Raw genomic sequence first — 22,943 nt, 5'->3', positions numbered from 1 at the left:
AAACAAAGCGCCATAGGTTTAAAAACTTATGGCGCTTTTGTTTGTTTTATGGCTATATTTAAGCAAACAAATTGTAATGGCAAAATCTAAAAACGACACTAAACAAAATAATTTTTTTGAGAAATTCGCTAACGCTGCAACAAAGTTTACCGGAAGTTCGATAGCATTTATTGCGGCAACAGCCATTGTAATTCTTTGGGCAGTAACGGGGCCTTTGTTTAATTATTCGGAAACCTGGCAGCTCGTTATCAATACCGGAACAACAATTATTACCTTTTTAATGGTTTTTTTAATTCAGAAAGCGCAGAACAAAGATGGTAAGGCCATTCAGCTGAAATTGAACGAATTAATTGCTGCGCACGAAAAGGCAAGTAACCGGATGGTTGATATTGAAGATTTAACAGAAAAAGATTTAGATCAGTTACACAAATTTTACGTTACGCTGGCTACATTAGCCAAGAAAGAGGCCGATATTCACTGTTCACATTCAATCGATGTTGCGCAGGAATTGAATGAATTAAAATTAAAGACTAATAAACACTTTAAACATCAGAAATAATGAGCTTACAGGTTCAAAAAGTTATTCATACAGAGGATTTAGATAAAGTATTTGCTATCCGTAAAATCGTATTTGTGGAGGAACAGAACTGTCCGCCCGAACTGGAATGGGAAAATGAAGATGTTTCCATACATTTTCTGGCCACTAAAGATGGTAGGCCATGTGGTGCATGCCGCTGGCGTAAAACCGAAAATGGCTATAAACTGGAGCGTTTTGCTGTTTTAAAAGAATTTCGGGGTCAGGGCGTTGGCCGTGCATTAATAGCCGAAGCATTATCTGATTTGCCTGAAGATGCGCATTATATTTACCTCAATTCGCAACTGGATGCGATGAGTTTATATGCAAAATTTGGTTTTGTAGCAGAAGGAGATCAATTTGAAGAGGCTGGAATTCAGCATTTTAAAATGGTGAAAAAGGTTTAGAAGTTAAATCTGTTTAATTCCACGTCATCTCGACCGAAACGCAGTGGAGCGGAGAGATCTATCTCGAGATAGATTTAGCTTTGCTGAGCACTGCGTGGTTCTCGACTTTGTTACACCCAATAGCTATCGGATCTGCTCGAAATGACGGCAAGCGGATGGGTGTGAGCAGAAAAAATTACCTAAATATCTTCCCTGATAACACCATCGCCTCATTCCATTTAACCATATTGAAGTTTAATTCTGCTCCCTGAGCATTTAAGAAGCCGATTACATCTTCGGTGGCAATATTCCCTGTTAAATCATCGGCCGCCATGGGGCAGCCTCCAAATCCTTTTAAGGCAGAATCGATGCGTTTCACACCTGCTTGGTAAGCAGCGGCTATTTTTTTTGATCTTTCAAGAGGAGTGGAGTGTAAATGGATGCCAATCTCTGTAGTATTGAATTTTGAAATCAGTTTTGGTAGTATATTCTCTATCTTTTCTGGAGTAGAAACGCCAACAGTATCGGCCAGTGATAAAATCTGAACACCTTTGCTAACCAGCACATCAGCCCATTTTTCTACAATTTCGTAATTCCATTCATCTCCATAGGGATTACCAAAACCCATTGATAAATAAACCACAGCAGTTTTATTGTTTTTGGCGCATATGGAAAGCATTTCTTCAACCGTATTTAAAGATTGTGCTATACTTGAGTTCGTATTGCGCTGTTGGAAGGTTTCTGAGATGGAAAAGGGAAAACCCAGGTAATTAACCTCCTGGTGCTGAACGGCGCTTTCTATGCCCTTTAAATTGGCTACAATGGCCAAAAGTTTGGTAGAGGTACTGCTTAAATCCAATTGTGCCAAAACTTCGGCGGTATCGGCCATTTGTGGAATAGCTTTGGGCGAAACAAAACTTCCAAAATCAAGTGTATCAAAACCCACCTGAAGCAAAAGGTTTAAATATTCTACCTTGAGTGCAGTAGGAACAAAAGTATGTAAGCCCTGCATGGCATCGCGTGGGCATTCTACTAATTTGAATTTATTTTGGCTCATATTTTAACCGCAAAGTGCGCAAAGTTTTCCGCAAAGAGAAGAAGAATTTAATGGTGTTTGTAGCTGGATCATAGCTGATGGTTTAATGGTTGATGGTCTTGATGCTCAACCAATTTTCCAAGATTCAATGGTTCATAGCTGCTGGTTTTATAGTTAATGGCCTTGATGCTTAACCGATTTGCCGCCATTCAGTTCTAAATTGGCAGTTTGCAGTTAACAATCTAACCATTCGTCAATTTGCATCAGTTAACCAATTTAAACAATTAACCAGTTAACCAATGGCCAATGACCAATGACCAAATTACGAATGAACCTCATCCGGGACTTCCTCCCGATAATCAACGCTTCTATCTTTTGCGAAAGTTCTGATAATTAAACGTGTACCTCTGTCATAACTAAAATAGCTCCAAACCCAGTTTACAAAAACGATAATCTTATTCCTGAAGCCTACCAAAGTCATTAAATGGACAAACATCCAGGTAAACCATGCAAAAACACCCTGAAAACGGATTTTACCAATATCTACCACTGCTTTGTTCCTGCCTACGGTGGCCATAGATCCTTTATCGAAATATTTAAATTTCTCTAAAGCTTTATTCTCTTTAATGTTGATCAGGTTTTTGGCCAGATGGTGCCCTTGCTGTATGGCTGCTGGCGCAACCCCCGGGTGACCATTGGGTGTTTCCTCATCGATAATGGCTGCTACATCCCCAATGGCGTAAATATTCTGGTAACCTACCACTAAATTCTGTGTATCGGTTTTGATCCTGCCGCCGCGTACAATTTCTGCTTTATCCAAACCGGCTAAAACTTCTCCTTTAACGCCAGCACTCCAAATTACGGTAGAGCTTAGTATTGGTGCTTTATCCTGGAGGGTGAGTGTATGCCCATCGTAACCCAATACACGGGTTTGGTTCATTACCTGTACGCCCATTTCGGTAAGAAAATCTTTTGATTTCTGTTGTGCCTGCGGCGACATTACGCCTAACAATTCTGGAGAATTTTCAATCAGATAGATATTTACCTTACTCACATCCATCTCTGAATAGTCGTTGGGTATTACGTGCCTTTTAAGCTCTGCAATGGCGCCTGAGGTTTCTACACCTGTTGGACCACCACCTACAACCACAAAGTTTAATAATGCAGTCTTTTTATCCAGGTCTTTTTCAATCAGTGATTTCTCGAAATTCTGTAAAATCAGGCTTCTCAGATCGAGTGCTTCCGGAATGGATTTCATCGGCATTGAATTTGCCTCGATTTCCTCATTGCCAAAAAAGTTACTGGTAGAGCCGGTTGCAATGACCAGATAATCGTAGTGTATTCTGCCAATATCTGTACTTAAACAATTTTCGGCTGCATTCACCTCGGTAACTTTGGTAACCCTAAAAACAAGGTTCTTCTGTCCCTTAAATATTTTTCTTAAGGGGAAAGCAATTGAATCGGCCTCTAAACCTCCGGTGGCTACCTGGTAAAGTAAGGGCTGGAAAGTATGGTAGTTATGTTTATCGAGCATAACCACCTGAAAAGGTTTGTTTTTTAAACGTTTAGCTAACTCAATTCCACCAAATCCACCACCAACTATAACTACTCTAGGGTATTCGCTTTCAGGAAGTTGTAAATCCATTTTATATCGGTTTATCTATTGCTAATGTAACAAAAAGATGGCCAAAAGGTTTACAAAATGAGGATTTGGCAGTTATTCTGGCTTAATCACAAAGATATAACGCTGGTATGACGAAGACGGATTTTGTAAGGTTTTAAGCAGTGTTCCAGATTAAATAAAACCTGATGGAAGTGTCATCCCGATCTTTCATCGGGATAAAACGGACAGCAGGACTATCAGGACCGAAGCACTACAGGCTTTGCTTTTCTAATTAAATGAGTGGGCTATTTAAACCTATCAGGTTTGGTGTTAAAAAAAAAGCGCCCCGATTACCCGGAGCGCTTGTATAAATGTAAGATTTTTAGCTCTTATTTTTTCTCTGCTGAACTACCCAAATCGATTACGATAGGAGTAGAGATACATAATGATGAATAGGTACCGATAATACGGCCGATCAACAAGGCGAAGATAAATCCGCGGATGCTGTCTCCACCAAAGATAAAGATTACCAATAACACGAAGAATACGGTTAATGATGTTAAGATGGTACGGCTTAAGGTACTGTTCAACGCGAAGTTGATCAAGTTGTTGCGCTCTTCACCATGTAAATCATCTTTACCAGCTTCTTTTAATTTCTCGCGGATACGGTCAAATACAACTACTGTTTCTGTCATGGTGTAACCCATTACCGTTAAAATAGCTGCAATAAAATCCTGACCAATTTCTAATGAGAATGGCATAATACCATCTAAAATGGTGTAGAAAGATAATACCATTAAAACATCATGGAACAAGGCGATTACCGCACCTAAACCATACTGCCATTTTTTGAAACGTACTACGATATAGATAAACATGAACAAACATGAAATCAATACCGCATAGAAAGCTCCGTTTACGATATCGCTGGCGATAATCGGTGTTACTTTTTGCGAGCTTACGATTTCATATTTAGAACCCGCTAAACCTTTATTTAAAGCATCTTCTACAACTTTATCAGTTTTAATGTCCTGATCTTCGATGTGGAAAGTAGTGGTAATTTTAACCTGGCTATCTTCGCCTGCAGTTTTAACCTCTGGTGTTTCGTTACCAAATACAGGGTTTAATTTAGCTTTTAAATCTTCAGTGTTAACTGCTTTATCGAAGTGAACCAAATAAGTTCTACCACCTTTAAAATCAACACCTAGGTTTAAACCACCATTTTTGAAATACATACCGATACCGGCAACAATAATGATGGTAGAGATTACGTAATAAATTTTACGGCGGCCAACAAAGTTGAAAGCTAGGTTTTTAAATGCATTGCGTGTTAAGCTGTTATCAAAGCTGATATCAATTTTACGGCTTAGCATCGATTCGAAAACAACCCTCGAAATGGCTACGGCTGCAAATAACGACGAAAGGATACCGATACATAATGTAGTTGCGAAACCTTGAACCGGACCGCTACCAAAAACGTAAAGAATTGCACCTAAGATGAACAAGGTAACGTTCGAGTCGATAATTGACGGCATAGCATGTTTAAAACCTTCTTTAATTGCAGCACCGATGTTTTTGCCATGGGCAAGTTCTTCACGTACACGCTCAAAAATTAGGATGTTCGCATCAACTGATAAACCGATGGTTAAAACGATACCGGCAATACCAGGTAAGGTTAGTACTGCACCAAGTGATACCAAAATACCAATGATGAAGAATAAGTTGATTAACAAAGCAAAGTTGGCCACCCAACCAGCACGGTGATAATACAGCGCCATGAAGATTAAGATTACAATAAAGGCAATTACGAAAGAGATTAAACCATCGTGAATAGCTTGTGCACCTAAAGTTGGACCAACCACATAGCTACCTGCAATACGCGCAGGAGCAGGCAATTTACCAGCTTTTAAGATGTTTGATAAATCTTTGGTATCTGCTTGGGTAAAGCTTCCGGTGATTTGAGAAATACCGTTAGGGATCTCATTTTGAACTGTAGGAGCAGAGTAAACCTGGTTATCCAATACAATTGCAATCGCTTTTAGGTTATTTCTGTCGGCAGAAGCTTCAGCAGTAATTTTTTTCCATTTAGCAGAACCTTCGCTGGTCATGTACATGGTTACTTCTGGTTTACCTTTTTGATCAAAGTCAGCACGCGAATCGCTGATCGCCTCGCCACCTAAATCTGGTTTACCATCGGCACTGATTACTTTAATTGCATAAAGTTCGAAAACTTTTGAACCTTCTCTTGGTTTAACGCTCCACATAAATTTCATCGTAGATGGAATAGATGCGGCAACCTCTGGAAGTCTGAAATAAGCGTTAACCTTTGCTGTATCTTTCTGTAACGACATACCAACAACTGCACCTGGCATTAATTGTTGTTGTCCGTTTTCTCCCTGATAGATTGGAAGGTTAAGTACAGCGTATAGCGGATTAGATTTTAAAAGTTCTGCTCTAACTGCTGTAGAGTCTTTTTTGCCTAAGCCAGCAAGTTTGCCACCTTTAGCGGCAGCGCTGTCTTTAGCAGCAGTTTTTTCTAAACCAGCTAATTTACCACCAGCGGTAGCAGCAGCGGTTGTATCTTTTGCAGGAGCATCAGTTTTTAATGTTGCTGCTAAGGTTTTGTTAATGTTTTCTAATAAAGGTGCAACTTCTTGTACCTGGTATACTTGCCAGAACTGTAATTCGGCCGAACCTTGTAAAAGTTTAGCAATACGTTCTTTATCCTGCACACCTGGCATTTCGATTAAGATACGGTTGCTACCTTCTTGTTTTTGCATGTTCGGACTAACTACTCCGAAACCATCAATACGCGAACGTAAAACAGTAAATGAACGGTCGATAGCACTTGTAGCTTCTTTCTCTAAGAAAGATTCAACATCGCTATTGCTTGCGCTCGGTTTTAACTGAGAAGCGTTATCCTGGTTAGAAAAATAATCTGCAAGTTTAACACCTGGGCTTAATTTCTCAAATTCGTTAACGAAAATTTTGATGTAATCTTTACCACCGGCGTTTAATTGGATCTGTGCATTTTGAACTGCTTTGTTAAAGTTAGCATCAGTAGGGTTACCAGCCAATGATTTAACCAACTCTGCTAACGATATCTCCATCGTTACGTTCATTCCGCCTTTTAAGTCTAAACCTAAATTAATCTCTTTTGATTTAACCTCGCCATAAGTAAAGCCTACTACCGGATAAACTTTCTCGGTACTCATAGAATCTAAGTAAGCCTTTTCTTTGGCTAAATCACCTTTCGCATAGTTTTTAGCATCTTTTTCTACCTTGGATGCTACCAAAGTAAAAGAAAGTGCGTACGCACAAACGATAGCTAAAACTATCGCTATAAACTTAATAAAACCTTTTCCTTGCATTGTTTGTTTAAAATAATTTTGTCTTTCGCTGTTTTTTAACAAGTCGGCAAATCTAATTAAATTTTTAAATTATAGAACCCCTTAATTGATAATTTATTAAGATTAATTTCTAACACGGAATTATCCCTGTGAAATCTGTGCGTTGAAGTAGTTTAAGCGCACATTGTACGTTGTTTTATCCTGAAAAGCAGTTGTGGTGATTTTTGGTTTGGTCCGAGTTAGCTAAGATCTTGCGACGATAAAAAAACAGTAACATCAACGCGTCAGCTTTAGTTGTATGCAGATGAAAGAATACCATTTAATTCCATCTTACAACGCTATCGTTATGCTGAATTTATTTCAGCATCTTTCTTGCATGATAGATCCTGAAATAAATCCGATAGCTACCGTGCGTAACGCGGCCAAGATCTATTTCGAGGTAGATCTCTCCGCTCCGCCATGCTCCGGTCGATATGACGGCCGTTTTACAGGCTTCGCGTGCTTTGTGCTTCCTTCTCTGTGCGGTTAAAACTTTTATTTCCTTTCCAGCACTTCAAAAGTGTAATCGTATTTATTCTTTTCGTCGGCCTTATGTGGTTCTGAGCTGATTACCGTCCATTCGCTGCGATCAAACGCAGGAAAAAATGTATCAGCATCAAAGTTATGGTGGATCGTGGTAAGGTAAAGTCTATCTGTTTTGGGTAATGCCTGTCTGTAAATTTCGGCACCGCCAACAATAAACACTGGTTTTTCTTCTGTTTGGGTAATTGCCAAAGCTTCATCTAGGCTGTTTACCACTTCAACACCTTCAATTTGTAATTCAGGATCTCTTGTAATGACAACGTTTCTACGGTTTGGCAATGGCCTGCCAACAGAATCGAATGTTTTACGCCCCATAATTACTGTATGGCCTGATGTAGTTTGCTTAAAAAACTTCAGATCGGCCGGCATGTGCCACAAGAGCTGGTTGTTTTTGCCTATTGCGTAATTTTCGCCAATCGCTACAGCTATGGAAATACCTTTTCGTTCATTAGTCATTAGTCATTTGTTTATTAGTGCATGCTTTGCGCTGAAGTATTTTTTCTAAAGCACAAAAATTTTATAAGCCCGGCACTGATTTATGTTTTATTTAAATTTTTTCCAATATACTTGATGTAGGCATTAAGTTTAAGGTGGATGGTTTGTAGTTCGGCATAAAGTTCAGCGTAAATTTCTTCTGGTATCAAATTTCTGTTTTTCGATTTCCGGAGGAATGATTTTACTTCTAAAATAGAGCCGCGACTGTAATAGCAAAAGTTTTTGTTCTCTTTATAATGAAATCTACCATATCCTTCGGCAATATTTGCACTGATAGAATCGGCTGCCCGGCATAATTGTTTGCCTATGGTATCCTTTGCAAGATATTCCCAGTTTACAACGATGTTCCAAATTTTATCTGAAATGATCTCTGCTAAATTGTAGATTTCTAAATCCTCGAGTTTATAATTCATTTTTGTTTTAATTTAAGTGAATTTATATTTCGGGATGATTTAAAAAATTGGCGCATAATATTGCATCCAAACAAATTAACCAATGGCTAATGACCAATGAACCAACTAAACCGCCACAGCTCCTTTAATATGCGGATGTGCCTCATAGTTTTCGAGCGTAAAATCTTCAAATTTAAAATCGAAGATGCTTTTCACGTCCGGATTGATTTTCATGGTTGGCAATGGTTTAGGCTCACGGCTTAGCTGTAGGTTAGCCTGCTCAATATGGTTGTTGTATAAATGTGCATCGCCAAGTGTGTGGATAAAATCTCCGGCCTGTAAACCGCAAACCTGTGCCACCATCATGGTTAACAAAGCATACGATGCAATATTGAAAGGAACGCCCAAGAAAATATCGGCACTGCGTTGGTATAACTGGCAGCTCAATTTCCCATCGGCTACGTAGAACTGAAAAAAGGCATGACACGGGGGCAAAGCCATATTTTCAATTTCGGCAACGTTCCAGGCCGAAACAATAATTCTGCGCGAATCGGGGTTGTTTTTGATGGTATTGATGATATTGGTAATCTGATCAATGTGCTGCCCATCAGGTGTAGGCCAGCTTCTCCACTGCGAACCATAAACCGGCCCTAGATTTCCATCTTCATCAGCCCATTCGTCCCAAATGCGAACGCCATTATCTTTAAGGTATTTAATATTGGTATCGCCGGTTAAAAACCAGATCAGTTCGTGTATAATAGATTTTAAATGAAGCTTCTTCGTTGTCACCATCGGGAAACCTTCTTGCAGGTTAAAACGCATCTGATAACCAAAAACACTTATCGTTCCTGTTCCAGTGCGGTCGTGTTTCTGCGCACCGTTATCCAGCACATGCTGCATTAAATCTAAATATTGTTTCATACTGTTCTGATAATTTACAAATATCTAAAATTTATCAGCTCTTATAAATCATCAAACCGTCTATTTATTAACATTTAAATATAATCCTGATTGAAGTTGGGAGCTACATTTAAAACTCGTGACTTGTTTGTATGTTTGCACCAGATGTTTACGGTGTGCTATTAGCTATCAACTATTAAAGCATCAACTCAAGACTATTGACTACAGATTCAGGACTACCATGCTTTCTTTTCCCAACGCCAAAATAAATCTAGGTTTAAATATCACCGAAAAACGGGCCGATGGTTACCATAACCTCGAAACGGTTTTTTATCCCATCAATATAAAAGATTCGGTCGAAATTACGGATGCGGAAATAACTTCCTGCAAAATACATGGCATAGATATTCCGGGCGATGCGAACGATAACCTGTGTTTTAAAGCTTACCAGTTAATTAAAAGGGATTTTGATATTCCTGAGCAACGCATCGATTTGCTAAAAAACATCCCGGTGGGCGCAGGCTTGGGCGGTGGTTCTGCAGATTGTGCTTTTCTGATCAAGTTGTTGAACGAGAAATTCAGTTTAGGTTTATCTGTTGAAAAAATGGAAGGTTATGCACGCCAGCTGGGTGCCGACTGCGCATTCTTTATCGAAAACAAGCCGGTTTACGCTTTTAATAAAGGCGATGAATTTGAAAAATGCGAAGTTGATTTGTCAGCTTGGTTTAAAATTTTGGTTAAACCGCCCGTACACGTTAGCACAGCCGATGCTTATGCGCAGGTAAAACCTCAAAAGCCTTTGCAATCGTTAAAAGAAATCATACATTTGTGCCCAACAACATGGAAAAATAAGGTTATCAACGATTTCGAAATATCGGTTTTCGCTAAATATCCCCAAATTCATCAAATAAAAACCAGTTTATACGATGCAGGCGCAACATTCGCTTTAATGAGTGGTAGCGGTTCGTCGGTTTTTGCACTTTTTAACCATCCGGTTAAGTTGCCAGAACTGGAAAAAAACAACGTAGTATTTTATGGTATTTAGGCAAAGCGTATGGCGCTTGGCGTTTGAATAGCAAATAAGGTTGAAGATTGGAAAGATGAAGGCTTTTAATAGGCCTGACATCTTGATACGATAGAAATGAAATAATTTAATGGAGGAGAAAGGTTTGAGCGTGTAATAGGTCTCATAGCTTAAATCCATCATTCTCGATACTATATTAGGATGAATATAAATCTGATCCGCAAAAGCGGGAAATTTAATTTTGAAGCAGAAAACGAGAGCGGTTTTACTGTAGAATTGGATGCAAAGGCTGCTATTGGCGGCGAAGGAAAAGGCTTTAGGCCAATGGAGATGCTTTTAATTGGTTTGGGCGGTTGCAGTGGTATAGATATGGTTAACGTACTTACCAAACAAAAAGAACCTTTAAACGACATTAAAATTGCCATCAACGCAACGCGTAAGGACGAAGAAATGCCCCCAATTTTTGATGTAATTGATATCAAATTCGAGCTTTTCGGCGATTTGAGCGAGGCCAAGGTGCAAAGGGCCCTGCAAATGACCTTTGATAAATACTGTTCGGTATCAAATATCTTAGGCCGCTCGGCAACTATTAACTTCACTTATAATATCAATAGGGATTAGGATGGGGGGAAGGTTTAGGGGGCTTTATCTCAAACCTTATGTCTCACATCACAAATCTCAATACTCATATCTTAAAATAAAATGAAATCCGAAAATTTTGAAACCATAGCTATACGCACTCAAACAGAACGCAGTTTACATAAAGAGCACTCATCGCCAATTTATCTTACTTCAAGCTATAAATTCGACGATGCGGAAGAAATGCGTGCCTTGTTTGCCAATGAAAAAGAGGGGAATGTTTATAGTCGATATTCAAATCCAAATACATCAGAATTTATAGATAAAATGTGCCTTTTGGAAGGTGCAGAAGATGGTTTTGCTACTGCAACCGGTATGGCAGCCATTTTTACCACTTTTGGCGCTTTTTTAAAAAATGGCGATCACCTGGTTTCCAGCCGTTCGGTTTTTGGCTCTACACATCAACTGTTAACCAATGTTTTTTCTAACTGGGGCGTAACATTTGATTATGCTGATTTGGATAAACCACAGGATTGGGAAGCTTTGATTAAGCCCAATACGAAGATGATTTTTGTAGAAACGCCATCTAATCCAGGTATCGATATTATCGATCTTGAGTTTTTAGGTGATTTAGCCAAAAAACACAATATCCTGTTAGTGGTTGATAACTGTTTCGCCACGCCGTATTTACAGCAGCCGATTAAATTTGGTGCACACATTTCTATCCATTCGGCTACTAAATACATCGATGGCCAGGGGCGTGTATTGGGTGGGATTATTTTAGGTACCAAAGCCTTAATTGCCGATGTGGTAGGCTTTGCCCGCCACAGTGGACCAGCCTTATCGCCTTTTAATGCCTGGATTTTATCAAAAAGCTTAGAGACTTTAGCCATCCGTATGGACCGCCATTGCGAAAATGCTTTGAAAGTTGCCGAATACTTAGAAAAGCATCCTAAAATTAAATTGGTAAAATATCCTTTCCTGCCATCGCACCCGCAGTACGAAATTGCCAAAAAGCAGATGAAACAGGGTGGAGGTATTGTAACCATTGTGGTTAACGGTGGGATAGATGCTGCCCGTAAATTTATGGATAGCCTACAGTTGTTCTCAATTTCTGCAAACCTTGCCGATACGCGCTCTATTGCAACACATCCTGCTACCAGTACGCACAGTAAATTAACTGAAGAGCAGCGTAACGAAGTTGGTATTGAGCAGGGCTCTATCCGTTTATCGATCGGTTTAGAGCATATTAACGATATTTTAGCTGATATTGAGCAGGCTTTAGCTTAATTGCCATTCGAAAACTAATATAAAAAGGGAGATGCTAAAAACATCTCCCTTTTTGTGTTATTACGTTAAGTCTGTCGAAACGCTACCTAAAATATTTCGTTTTTATCGAGTTTGCTACTCGTATTTTGAAAAATCTACTGCAAATATGCAGCGGTTAACCTGACTGCCATTATTCGCGCCGGCGTTGGGCTCAAATTCGGTTAAGCTCCATAAATATCCATATTGTGCTTCAAAATATAAAGATTCAGCACCGTATGGCCATCTGTAGCGAACGGTATTGGTATCGCCATCAGTGTATCTGGCTAAACGGGCGGTAGATCCGTACGATTCGCTGGGTGATCCGGTGCAGGAAAGCCAGGTTCTGTTGCCTTTTCTAAAAACGCCTTGTATGCCATGTGCATGGTCTGATGCAAATAAACTGTTCTTCGGGATTACGGTTTGGATGCCCGAGTTCTGCAGTTCTCCGGCTGTATTAATCGGGAAACCAAATATTTTAGGTACAATAGCAGCATCTGCACTTCCTGAATAGTATTGGCCTGTCCACAGTTGGTTGTTTTCGTAATTTACCTGTACGGTTGAATAAGGATCTGCATCATTGATTTTGTAATAACCTACCTGAGGCAGTACGTAGCGGTAATTAAAGGCATAAAGATTGCCGCTGGCATCCTTACCGCATTTATTTTCGGTGCCTGTTCCGCTAGTCACTTCAATAATTTTGTCTAAATCGAACACCCTTAGGCCTAAGCTGGTGCTGCTTAAATAAATTTTACCGTTAAAATAAGCTATACCGCCAGCATGAACATTCAAGGGCGCATAAGCACCATATTGGGTATAATCTAAAGTGCCGGTTGGTAAGGTTGGCTGCACCAATAAAATATGTCTGTAGGTTAAATAGGTGCTCGAGCTTGGGCTGATATCAATCAGTGTTATTCTCGATCCTTTGCTTTCTGCTGCATCTTTGGCATACCAGCTTACCAATAAATAACGCACGCCATTTCTTGAAAAACCGGCTATGCCCTGTGGACGCCAAATAGAAGTAGTTTCATCGTCCGCATTCCAGCGTATACCGCGCACCCTGTTTTCTTCCGGGATGTTAAAGCCATACACCTCGGTGTATGCACTGCCACCAATAGCTACACGGTTTTTATCAACCTGTGTTGGGTTTAAAAACGAAAAACCGGTGCTGATGTAGCTTGAGGTATTAACATAACCGTTTACACTTGGTGCTGCACTGGCTTGTACTGCAGCGGCCTGCAGCATGCTCTTTTTTAAGCCTGTAGTACTGACGTTATCTTCAGTTAAATTGTTTTTCTGGCAGGATACAGCTAATAAGCATGGAGCCAGTAGCATCCAGATGAACTTTTTTTTCATAGGTTTCTTTTTGTTTAATTGGTTTTTAAAGGGCTGATTTTTTGGTTTAAAAATGTTTTCAATTTTAAACTCTTGATGTAAACTTAAAACACAAACCGTGTTAAGGATTGATTATGTTTGATGGAACCTGCTGGCCTTTAGTGTTGTTGCCGGTTCTCGCATGTGATGTAGTTCGTAATTTCAGAAATCTTTCAAAAAAACTAAATTCGTGTTATGAACGATATCGATTTTATCCTTTCCGAACTCAAGTCCATCAGCGAACCCGGATACTTGCAGAAAATGACCCATTTCGGAATTGATATTTCTAAAGCTTTCGGTATCCGCGTGCCCAATATCAGAAAGCTGGCCAAGCAGATTGGCAAAAATCAGGAACTGTCTTTATTGCTCTGGGAAACGGGATTTCATGAAGCCCGTTTGTTGGCAACCTTTATTGGCGATTATAAACAGGTTGATGAGGCGCAAATAAACGGCTGGACAAACGATTTTAGCTCTTGGGATATATGTGATCAGGCTTGCGGAAATCTTTTCGTTAAAACGCCTTATTTTAAGCCAAAGGTTTTTGAATTTGCAGCGGCGCAGTCGGAGTTTGTAAAACGGACAGGTTTTGTACTCATGGCCGAAGCTGCCATACACCTCAAAAAAGAGACCAATGAAACTTTCCTTAGCTTTTTGCCTATTATAGAAAGAGAGGCCCGTGATAACCGGAATTTTGTGAAGAAAGCCATTAACTGGGCTTTGAGGCAAATTGGTAAACGGAATGCTTTCCTGCACCAGCATGCAATAGAAACTGCGAACCATATTCTGGCGCAGAATAACAAAAAAGCAAATTGGGTGGCACTTGATGCATTGAGGGAGCTGAACAGTGATGCTGTAAGAAGTAAGCATGGATTATAAAGCCCAATGGTTAAAGCGCTCAACTACTTTCTTATCCTACATCAATGCACAGCAACTAAAGGCGTAGTAAATTTGTATCATAAACAAGAAAGGAAATTTATGTCACAGTTTATTTTGCACAAAGAAAACACCCGCGGCCAAGCTAATCATGGCTGGTTAAATGCACACCACTCATTCAGTTTTGCCAATTATTACAATCCGGAAAGGATGCATTTTGGGGTTTTGCGAGTTTTAAATGATGACTTGATTGATGGTGGAATGGGCTTCGGTGCGCATCCCCACGATAATATGGAAATCATTACGATTCCATTGGCTGGCGCAATTGCCCACAAAGATAGCATGGGTAACTCGGCAGTGATTAAAAATGGCGAAATACAGGTAATGAGTGCCGGTACAGGCGTAAGCCATAGCGAGTTTAATGCCAATGCCGATGTACAGTTAAACTTATTGCAGATCTGGTTGTTCCCGAACAAGAAAAACGTTACGCCGCGTTACGATCAGAAAACATTGGATGTTGCTGCACGCCACAATAACTTTCAGCAGATTTTATCGCCCAACGCCGAAGATGATAATGTTTGGATCCATCAGGATGCCTGGTTCTCATTAGGGAAATTTGATGAGGGCTTTGAAACCGAATACAAAATCAAAAAAGCCGGAAATGGTGTATATGCTTTCGTAATTAGCGGAGAAGTTACCATCAACGGACAAACATTGGGCAATAGAGATGCAATTGGTGTTTGGGATACAGAGAGCATCAGCTTTAAAGCAAACTCTGCAGATGCTGAAGTGCTATTGATGGATGTTCCGATGGAATTGAATTAATGTAGAAGAATCGTCATTTCGATCAGTGGAGAAATCTTGGAGTAGAGACCAACTATTTCTCCATTTTGCTACCGAGGTAAAAACGGTAATCCGGTCGGAATGACGATTTGTTTTTTTTGATATTTCTTTAAATTAACATTATGCAAAACACCATACTTTATATCGGCAGAGATCCAGGGATTACCGAGGTGATGAAACGGCTGCTCAACGCCCGCCCGGAATGGAAAGGTATCTGTGTGCGTACTGATGAAGAGGCTATCGAAATCTGTAGCACCGAGGATATAGATTTGGTATTGCTGGGAAATGGTATAGATGCCGAATGCGAAAAAGCATTAAGGGCAAAACTTACCGAACTCAAACCAGACTTGAAAATTATCCAGCATTATGGCGGGGGTAGCGGGTTGTTGTACGGAGAGATAATGACAGCGCTCAGCTAGGATTTTTAAGATTATAGGATTTTATGATCAGGGTTTGTAAAACTTACATCTCCTTACACTGCTTAAACCAGATTAATCCTGGCTTGTTCCCAAGGTATTTGTATTGATTTCCTTCATCTGCTCTTAAATCATATTAATCCTGGCTTGTTCTCAGGATGTTTAGTGTTGTAAACTCTTTTAAAAGTCAGGCTCCGGCTTCCAAAATTAATCAACAATCCGACAGGAAGTTTATAGGCTTCAAGATAGTTGATTGCTTGTGCGAGGTGGGCATCATTTAATTCGGATACAGCTTTTAATTCGACCATGATTTCGTTTTCGACAAAAAAATCTACTCTTCTAAAACCGATTTTAATATCCCTGTAAAAAATGGTCATTACCATCTCCTCTTTGTAGGATAATTTCTCAATTCCCATTTCAATGCCTAAGGCCCTTTGATAAATCTTTTCTTGGAAACCTGAACCTAAATAAGAATGTACCCTCATTGCGCAACCAATAATGCGGCCTGTTAAATCGCCATATTTCATATCAATAAATTAAAATTTACTTTAAGAAATAGGGATTTTCTTTAAAGCCAAGATAAGCTTTCAACTCGAATAATCCTAAAAATTATGAGCTTGCAATTATGAACATCCATATCTTGAAATCAAATAATCCTCCTTGCAGGAGCATTTGTTTCCTAAAATCTAGTCATCCAATGAATCCTGCTGCGTTGGCATCTTGAAATCTAATAATGAATCCCGGTTAGAGCATTTGTTTCCTAAAATCTAGTCATCCAATGAATCCTGGCTGCGTTGGCATCTTGAAATCTAGTCATCTTATGATCCTGCTGCGTTAGTATCCTAAAATCCAGTAATCCTACTAATCCTAGCACTAGCTAATATAATCCCTGTCCTCATCACTCAATTCCTTTTTGCCCGGAGCAGCAGGTTGGTTACGCTCGATCTCATCATCATAACTGCTTACAGTTTTTCTTGGCTTGCCTACCACAAAGCCAATAATAAAACCAATAATGATGCAGACACCAATAACCAAAAGTTTAGATACCGGAACTGTAGTCACCAGAAAATCGAAATCAACGGGTTCGGTATTCACCATTAAAAATATGGTCAGCAATGCGGTCAAAATAATAATCGAAATTGTTTTTGCGCTCATGGTTTTAAAAACTATAATTGAATGAAAACTCTAATATCGGATTTTGATTGTAAATCTGATTAACAAAAACCAACCTCGCCCCTAAATCTACAACAGGTTGATACCGCAAAATGTTTACGCTGGTGTTCAATTCTACGCCATAAGTTTTTGGATCGTTAAAAGTTGTACCCTTGCCAATGTTTTCATAATGGCAAAATAAACCGGCCCTGAAATTTCTTACGTAAGCCAACGGACCGAGTTCCCAATCAGGAAAAGCAAAGGGGAAACGGTAGTTAAAAAGCAAACTGTTTTGTAAGGTGCTTTTTGCTAAAATATTGTTGTACCCATATACCGTTGCAATTTCGGTGGCGTACTGGTTTGCGCCAATTGCTTTTTGATAATTGAAGCTGGCTAAAAACGAATGGTTCTTGGCAAGTCCAGGGAAATAGAAGAAGCTCTCGAGGGCAAGAATTTCTCCCTTTAAATTTTTATCAAAAGGCTGGTGGTTGTAAGTAGCCCTCAATACCTGTGCCCACTTTGGCGCAATATCTCTTTCGGTGGTGCGCACGCTGTGGTTGAAAGTAAAATTGTACTCCATAGGGAATTTAAGCTCGCGGATAAAATTGACCGGCATGTTTTCGGGCGCATACCTTTGCGTAAAACTTGTTGCTGCATTTAGGGTAAAAGCGTAGTTCTGATTTCGGGCATTGAACGAAAGTGGAACCGATGCATTAAGCTTAATATAGTTTTCTCTCCAATCGCCTTGCTGTATCGCATTTTTAGCGCGGTAGAACGTGCGTTTCGGACGGTTGCGGTACAACACACTAAAAACCGGATAGAGTGCCTTATAGCTAATGTCTGCCGTATACTCGAAACGTTTTAAATCCCGGTGGTATTTAGCGCCTGTATAAAAGTCCATCGTGTTAAGCAGGTTATTCGATTGCAGCTCTAAACCGAAAAGGTATTCATTATCGATAACAGGAATTATGCTGTGAACACTGAAAAGATTCAGGGCCTGGTGATAGCGTTTTGATTGGTATGTGCTGTCCGGAATTTTTTCAAAAACATTTCCGATATTTTCCTGCATTTCTGCTGCGGCCGAAAAATCTACAAAGTTATTTTCGCCAACAGGTTTTTCTGAAATGGCTGTCTCAGCAATTTCGTACCCGTTGATTTTATAATCGTTAAAAATGATTTTTCCATCATTGGTTCCGGTAGGGTTGAAGGCTCCATATTTAGAAGCCGTAAGCGCATGGATTGCTTTCGAAACCGGATCTATTGTGTAGATGTTATCGATGCCATTAAAGTGGGCATTAAAAGCAATTTTATCATTAATAAAAACTGGACGGCTAAGCTGCTGCCGGCTGTCTGAAATCAGCTGTGTTTTTTTATCCCCTTCGATCAGCCATAAATTTTTTCCTTTTTCACTTACGCCAATATAAGCCACCCTTTTTCCCGATTGATCAAAAGCTGGTGTTTGCAGTGTCTCGTTTTCAGGATTTGGGTAGGTCTTCAAAATGCTGCCCGATGCAGCATCAATTTCTACCAGGTTAAACTGGTTGTTGAGTTCTACTTTTGCCGCAATTATTTTCTTTCCATCATCCGAAAGACTTGGCGAGAAAAGCCTGCTTTTGCTGCTTAATTTTTTGAATTTTTTGGTCTTTAGATTATACGAGCAGATTACGCTATAACTGCGCTGTTTATATCTAGGGTCGTAACGGATTTCATCCCAAACCAGAAGGTCGTTTTTTAGGCTGAACCAGGGTTGTTCTTGATAGCCTATTCCGAATAATTTTTGCTCAGATTTATCTTCGTTTATCAATACAAAATAGCGGGCGTCATTTTTACTTTCCTTTAAAGCTAAAATCTGATTTTGATTAACACGTACAGGCAGAAAATAATTGGTTGCTAAAGCTGTTTTTTTATTTAGTATTTCGTAGGTGCTGATTGTGGATTTTTCTTCTGGTGATTTCCATTTTTCGGCAAGCTTATTTTGTGTAGCCAAAAAGTATTGTCTCGTATTTTGTTGCGTGAATTTTTTTAAGCTTTGTGAAAAAGGGTAGAGCCTTGCCGGTCTTTTTCTAATGTCGCCAAGCAGACTGTCGGAAATGAATTGGCCATATTTTTCCTTCATGTCCGATACCATTAAATATCCTGTTTGGTAGTAACCCGGGGTAACGTCTTTGTTCGAACCAAAATAGGCTTTGCTGTACGAGAATTTTTTGCCTTCCAAAATAGAGGCCCGATAAGGCATGATCCAATTTGGCTGCCGGCCCCTGCCCGAAAGGGTCAGCGCAGTTTCGTTCACAACCGCATCGCCTTCAAAAAACCAGGTTGGTATAGCTGCCCCAAAGTAAGTAAAGTAAACCAGCTCCGGGAAAGGGTGCGCCTGTGTTCCTGTCAATTTGTCAAACTGTGCAATATGCCTAAGTTCGTGTACGGCGAGGTTGTTCAACCAATCCTGGCTATCGAAAAATTGGGGAGGGGTGGCATAGAATTCCGACTTCTTTGGTGCCAGCTGAACAAAGCCATTAGCCACCGTTCCGCGGTTCTGCAATAAGAGGGGAATGGCGGTTTTTTGCTGCCTTAAACCCAGTCCAATTTTAGGGTAGATAAAGGGTAGGGTATTGGCCATTCTTTGGGCTTCTTTTTCCAGTTCTTGCGGATAGATGATTTTAAAGCCTCCCGATGAAATGTAGTTCCATTTTACACTAAGTGGGTTTTGTGCAGTGCTGAAAATCTGCCCAAAAACCGATTGTGAAATAAAACTTAAAGTAATTGCACTTAAATACTTGATAATTAGTTTTTTGTTTGATAAGTTTAAGTTCATCTAAAATCTTTGCTAAAATATTTAGTTTTTTAAAATTTGTAAGTAGGTATTTTTGTAAATCTTTAATTTATGTTGTATTGTATAAGTTATTGATTTTTAAATTTTAATGAATTTTATATAAATCAGTTATTTGTTAGTTTTAACGTAATTTTTATCTCCATTATAACGCCTGTTAAGGCTTCAATGTGCATTTTTTAATGCAATGCTTTTATTGATTTAATTTACACTTATTAATCGGTTTTCCCTGAAAAATTTTTCTCCATTTTTAATTTTGGTATACATTTATCAAATAACTTTCATCCTAAAAAACCGATTTATTTTCGGCTGATTGAAGGGGTGTTTTTGTAATATTTGGACTTTAAAAACAATGAGGCAGCCTAGCCTTTTTAACTGAGTAGGCATAAGATTCTAGATAGGATTTTTGGCTTAAAATGATGCTCCGGCAACTCCTGTTTGGAGGAGTTATTTAAGCCAAGTAATGCAGCTGGCCTACCAAAATGAAAAGACATTATTGGCGCTTGGATTAGATTGGCGTGACAAAATGTCTATGTATTTTGAGGTTTTACCGGAGCCTTTTTTTTCCAGTTTCTTTATGCTTCTGTTGTTTTGAGTAAGTGTTTAATGGACTAAGCCTGCTGAAATTTCTAAGTTTAACAGGGTTAAGCCAAGGCTTTTACTGCGCATAATTGCCCATTTTTAGGCATGATTTCTTGACTCCAACTTCCTTTTGTAAGCAGAATTTGTATGTTTTTTGGTGAATTTTAGGACCGAGTTTGCTAATATTTTGGCTTTGTAATCGAATTTCTAGCCAATATTCGCGAATAACTGGGTTTTGATCCCGTTTTATCATAAATTTTATTTTTAGCTAAAAAAGTCCTTTTAAATATGCTACAGGCGTGTTTTTTACTGCTTTCTGCAATTTTTATAAACCCTAGCCTTTACGGTTTATTTGGGGCTGAATAAATGAAAATCTATAGAAAAATTGTTGGTGTTGATCCATTTTCGGCTGGAATTTTAGCATAACTTTTCCGGTCGATCGGGCCAGACTGAGGTTATATTTGTGGAGGTTTTTGGTGGTAGACAATCAAGGTGTATTGCTTTCCCCATGTGAGAAATTTTAAAAGCCTTGAAGCGGTATGCTGATCATAAGTCTTTGCTTATGCAAGTTTGGTAACAACAACTGCGTGTTTTATATTGCTATTATTTGCTGTGCTTATTGCGCTTTTTGTTTGTTGGTTATAGGTATATTTTAGATGTTTTGGAGACTTGTTTTTTAGCGTTTTAACAAAGCAATATGAGTTGTTTTCTAGGGTATGTTTGTTCTGGATAGTTGATCTTTTTTTTGCATTAAGAATCTACTTTTTTTTGCTTTATTTTTAAAAGATTTTTGCCTGTTAAATTTGATTAGATGGAAGTATTTGGAGCGTCTGATTTTATAAGATTTTTTAGGCTAAGATGGTGGTTGTAAATCACGGTTTGTTTGGCGTAAAATTAGGTTGTTTATTGGGCGCTATCTTAAATTTTTTATGTAGTTCATTGTTTGCGAAAATTGTCATTTATGGTAACTGTTACGATCTATCGGAAAGGCTTTCTTAGCCCCCGATTTTCGGCAAAACAATCTTAAAACGATCGCTATCTCGCGTGCGCAATAAGATTGCTTCGTGCCTCGCAATGACGAACATTTTAATGAATTTTTCAATGGTAGATTGACTTTATCTTGTAAAAATTAAGATGAATGACAACCTCTCCGAGATCGTCATTTCGAGAGGAGCATAGCGTAGTCGAGAAATCTTTAATAGATCTCTTTCCCGAATATTCGGGACTACGCTTCATCCGATAGCTATCGGATCTAGATGACGATTTGTTCTTTAGGTGTCTGTCTATGGTAGATTGAATTTATCTTATTAAAATTAACATGAATGACAAGTTTTTTGCAGTTCGTTGTTTGTAAAAATCGTCATTTCTGGTGCCTGTTCCGATTTATCGAAAAGGCTTTTTCAGCCGACAGCTTGCCCCAATTTTCGGGGAAGCAATCTTACAACGGTCGCTATCTCGCGTACGCATTAAGATTGCTTCGTGCCTCGCAATGACGAGTATTCTAGGGATTATGCAGCCATATCCGAAACAGATTAAGCTGCATGATCAAAATAATTAAGCTGCATAATTAAAATAATTACGCTGCATAATCAAAATGATTAAGCTGCATAATTAAAATAACTAAGCTGCACAATTAAAATGATTTGGCTGCATAATTAATGCGCCCCGCCATCTAACGGTTCAACCGATACTGCGCTTGGGATAACGATGGTGTTGATGATTATTTTTCGATGGTAGTTTCTGAATTGCTGTGTGATTTTACACGGCTCCCTACAGTTTGTTCTTCCTTTTTTTATAGATAGGATATAGGAATATCGAACCCAATATTATCGTTGCGCCGATGTAAAATCCACCCGTCATCTGCTCTTTGTTTTGAAAGAAAATAAAAGCCAAAATGATTCCGTAAACGGGTTCGAGGTTGGTAATTAGAGCAACCCTAAAGGCCGATAAAGTCCGCATTACCGATACGCCTGCCACGTACGCAACTGATGTACACAGCGTGCCCAGAAAGGCAAGATACATCCAGTCTTTTAAGCTTAAGTTGAAGTGCGTGTGCAGCAATGTACCATCGTATAAACGGTATAAAGTGATCCAGAAAAGTGCACCAACAAGCTCATAAAATCCAATGATGGAAGGTTCGCTTTTTTGAACAAAAGTAGAATTTAAGGTAGAAAAAAGGCTCGATGCCACTGCTGCCAATAGGCCAAAAATAATCCCTAAAGTATATTGAGTCTCAAATTTGAAGATCATATAAATACCCAGGATAATCAATAATCCGATCAGGATGTCGCCCATTTCTATCGGCTGTTTTTTGATCAGCGGTTCTAAAATTGCCGTAAATAAAGTGAAGGATGAAAGGCATACCAGGGTAACAGAAACGGTAGAAACCTTAATGGCATGAAAGAAAAATATCCAGTGGATGGCTACAATCCCGCCGGTTAAAAAGAACTGGATAAATTGTTTTTTGGTGATCTTAATGTTCTTTTTCGTGATTAAAAACCAGAGGAAAAGTGTAGCTGCGGCAATTAAAACCCTGTACCAAACCATGGGTACGGCATCTATCGAAATTACTTTTCCGAGCACTCCGGTAAAGCCCCACACCAATACTGTAAGGTGGAGGATAAGTAAGTTTTTTTGATCGGTTTTCATT

19 protein-coding genes are annotated in these 22,943 nt (G+C 39.2%); 8 read left to right on the top strand and 11 right to left on the bottom strand.

Annotated features, from left to right (window positions below; genetic code table 11):
• Nucleotides 1-76: 76 nt before the first annotated feature.
• Nucleotides 77-559 carry a low affinity iron permease family protein gene (locus ACS5PU_RS19900; protein ID WP_439460916.1) on the top strand — a complete coding sequence of 161 codons (483 nt, stop codon included), beginning with the start codon at nt 77-79 and terminating at the stop codon, nt 557-559.
• Nucleotides 559-981 (top strand): GNAT family N-acetyltransferase, encoded by a 423-nt coding sequence (locus tag ACS5PU_RS19895; RefSeq protein ID WP_439460915.1) that lies wholly within the window; start codon nt 559-561, stop codon nt 979-981. The genes ACS5PU_RS19900 and ACS5PU_RS19895 overlap by 1 nt, the downstream gene beginning before the upstream one ends.
• 175 nt (nt 982-1,156) lie before the next feature.
• On the opposite strand, the gene ACS5PU_RS19890 is transcribed toward ACS5PU_RS19895, so the two are convergent.
• The 6 genes from ACS5PU_RS19890 to ACS5PU_RS19865 form a co-directional block, all read right to left on the bottom strand.
• The gene (locus ACS5PU_RS19890; protein WP_439460914.1) at nt 1,157-2,017 is read right to left on the bottom strand and encodes a hydroxymethylglutaryl-CoA lyase; all 861 of its coding nucleotides are present in this window, start codon (nt 2,015-2,017) and stop codon (nt 1,157-1,159) included.
• Between the two features lie 301 nt (nt 2,018-2,318).
• Nucleotides 2,319-3,641, bottom strand: coding sequence for an NAD(P)/FAD-dependent oxidoreductase (locus tag ACS5PU_RS19885; RefSeq protein WP_439460913.1), 1,323 nt, complete (start codon nt 3,639-3,641; stop codon nt 2,319-2,321).
• 347 nt (nt 3,642-3,988) lie between these two features.
• Entirely contained in the window at nt 3,989-6,970 is a 2,982-nt protein-coding gene (secDF, locus tag ACS5PU_RS19880; protein WP_439460912.1) for a protein translocase subunit SecDF, read from the bottom strand.
• A 513-nt stretch (nt 6,971-7,483) separates the two neighbouring features.
• Complete coding sequence (locus ACS5PU_RS19875; RefSeq protein ID WP_439460911.1) at nt 7,484-7,987, bottom strand: dihydrofolate reductase; 504 nt, start codon at nt 7,985-7,987, stop codon at nt 7,484-7,486.
• An 80-nt stretch (nt 7,988-8,067) separates the two neighbouring features.
• The gene (locus tag ACS5PU_RS19870; protein WP_439460910.1) at nt 8,068-8,439 is read right to left on the bottom strand and encodes a four helix bundle protein; all 372 of its coding nucleotides are present in this window, start codon (nt 8,437-8,439) and stop codon (nt 8,068-8,070) included.
• Nucleotides 8,440-8,544: 105 nt separating this feature from the next.
• Complete coding sequence (locus ACS5PU_RS19865) at nt 8,545-9,339, bottom strand: thymidylate synthase (RefSeq protein ID WP_439460909.1); 795 nt, start codon at nt 9,337-9,339, stop codon at nt 8,545-8,547.
• A gap of 220 nt (nt 9,340-9,559) precedes the next feature.
• On the opposite strand from ACS5PU_RS19865, the gene ispE reads away from it, so the two are divergent.
• From ispE to ACS5PU_RS19850, 3 genes are all read left to right on the top strand, one after another.
• On the top strand, nt 9,560-10,363 hold the full coding sequence (gene ispE, locus ACS5PU_RS19860; RefSeq protein ID WP_439460908.1) for a 4-(cytidine 5'-diphospho)-2-C-methyl-D-erythritol kinase: 804 nt from the start codon (nt 9,560-9,562) through the stop codon (nt 10,361-10,363).
• Between the two features lie 180 nt (nt 10,364-10,543).
• Nucleotides 10,544-10,963 carry an OsmC family protein gene (locus ACS5PU_RS19855; RefSeq protein WP_439460907.1) on the top strand — a complete coding sequence of 140 codons (420 nt, stop codon included), beginning with the start codon at nt 10,544-10,546 and terminating at the stop codon, nt 10,961-10,963.
• Between the two features lie 81 nt (nt 10,964-11,044).
• The gene (locus ACS5PU_RS19850; RefSeq protein WP_439460906.1) at nt 11,045-12,211 is read left to right on the top strand and encodes a trans-sulfuration enzyme family protein; all 1,167 of its coding nucleotides are present in this window, start codon (nt 11,045-11,047) and stop codon (nt 12,209-12,211) included.
• Nucleotides 12,212-12,325: 114 nt separating this feature from the next.
• On the opposite strand, the gene ACS5PU_RS19845 is transcribed toward ACS5PU_RS19850, so the two are convergent.
• Nucleotides 12,326-13,582, bottom strand: coding sequence for a hypothetical protein (locus ACS5PU_RS19845; RefSeq protein ID WP_439460905.1), 1,257 nt, complete (start codon nt 13,580-13,582; stop codon nt 12,326-12,328).
• Nucleotides 13,583-13,795: 213 nt separating this feature from the next.
• On the opposite strand from ACS5PU_RS19845, the gene ACS5PU_RS19840 reads away from it, so the two are divergent.
• The 3 genes from ACS5PU_RS19840 (at nt 13,796) to ACS5PU_RS19830 (ending at nt 15,735) form a co-directional block, all read left to right on the top strand.
• On the top strand, nt 13,796-14,476 hold the full coding sequence (locus ACS5PU_RS19840; protein WP_439460904.1) for a DNA alkylation repair protein: 681 nt from the start codon (nt 13,796-13,798) through the stop codon (nt 14,474-14,476).
• Between the two features lie 99 nt (nt 14,477-14,575).
• Nucleotides 14,576-15,298: a pirin family protein gene (locus ACS5PU_RS19835; protein WP_439460903.1), complete on the top strand. Its 723-nt coding sequence runs from the start codon at nt 14,576-14,578 to the stop codon at nt 15,296-15,298.
• Between the two features lie 140 nt (nt 15,299-15,438).
• Nucleotides 15,439-15,735, top strand: a complete 297-nt coding sequence (locus tag ACS5PU_RS19830) for a hypothetical protein (protein WP_439460902.1) — start codon at nt 15,439-15,441, stop codon at nt 15,733-15,735.
• Between the two features lie 128 nt (nt 15,736-15,863).
• Here ACS5PU_RS19830 and ACS5PU_RS19825 read toward each other — a convergent pair whose 3' ends face one another.
• From ACS5PU_RS19825 to ACS5PU_RS19810, 4 genes are all read right to left on the bottom strand, one after another.
• A complete protein-coding gene (locus tag ACS5PU_RS19825; protein WP_439460901.1) occupies nt 15,864-16,259 on the bottom strand; it encodes a GxxExxY protein in 396 nt (131 codons plus the stop codon).
• A gap of 346 nt (nt 16,260-16,605) precedes the next feature.
• Nucleotides 16,606-16,887, bottom strand: a complete 282-nt coding sequence (locus tag ACS5PU_RS19820) for a hypothetical protein (RefSeq protein ID WP_439460900.1) — start codon at nt 16,885-16,887, stop codon at nt 16,606-16,608.
• 4 nt (nt 16,888-16,891) lie between these two features.
• Nucleotides 16,892-19,696, bottom strand: coding sequence for a TolB family protein (locus ACS5PU_RS19815; RefSeq protein WP_439460899.1), 2,805 nt, complete (start codon nt 19,694-19,696; stop codon nt 16,892-16,894).
• Nucleotides 19,697-22,063: 2,367 nt separating this feature from the next.
• Nucleotides 22,064-22,942 (bottom strand): DMT family transporter, encoded by an 879-nt coding sequence (locus tag ACS5PU_RS19810; protein ID WP_439460898.1) that lies wholly within the window; start codon nt 22,940-22,942, stop codon nt 22,064-22,066.
• Nucleotide 22,943: the final 1 nt, after the last annotated feature.

Origin of the sequence: Pedobacter sp. GSP4, assembly GCF_051857575.1 — a bacterium.
Lineage (GTDB): Bacteria > Bacteroidota > Bacteroidia > Sphingobacteriales > Sphingobacteriaceae > Pedobacter.
This window is presented reverse-complemented; position numbering and strand designations above follow the sequence as displayed.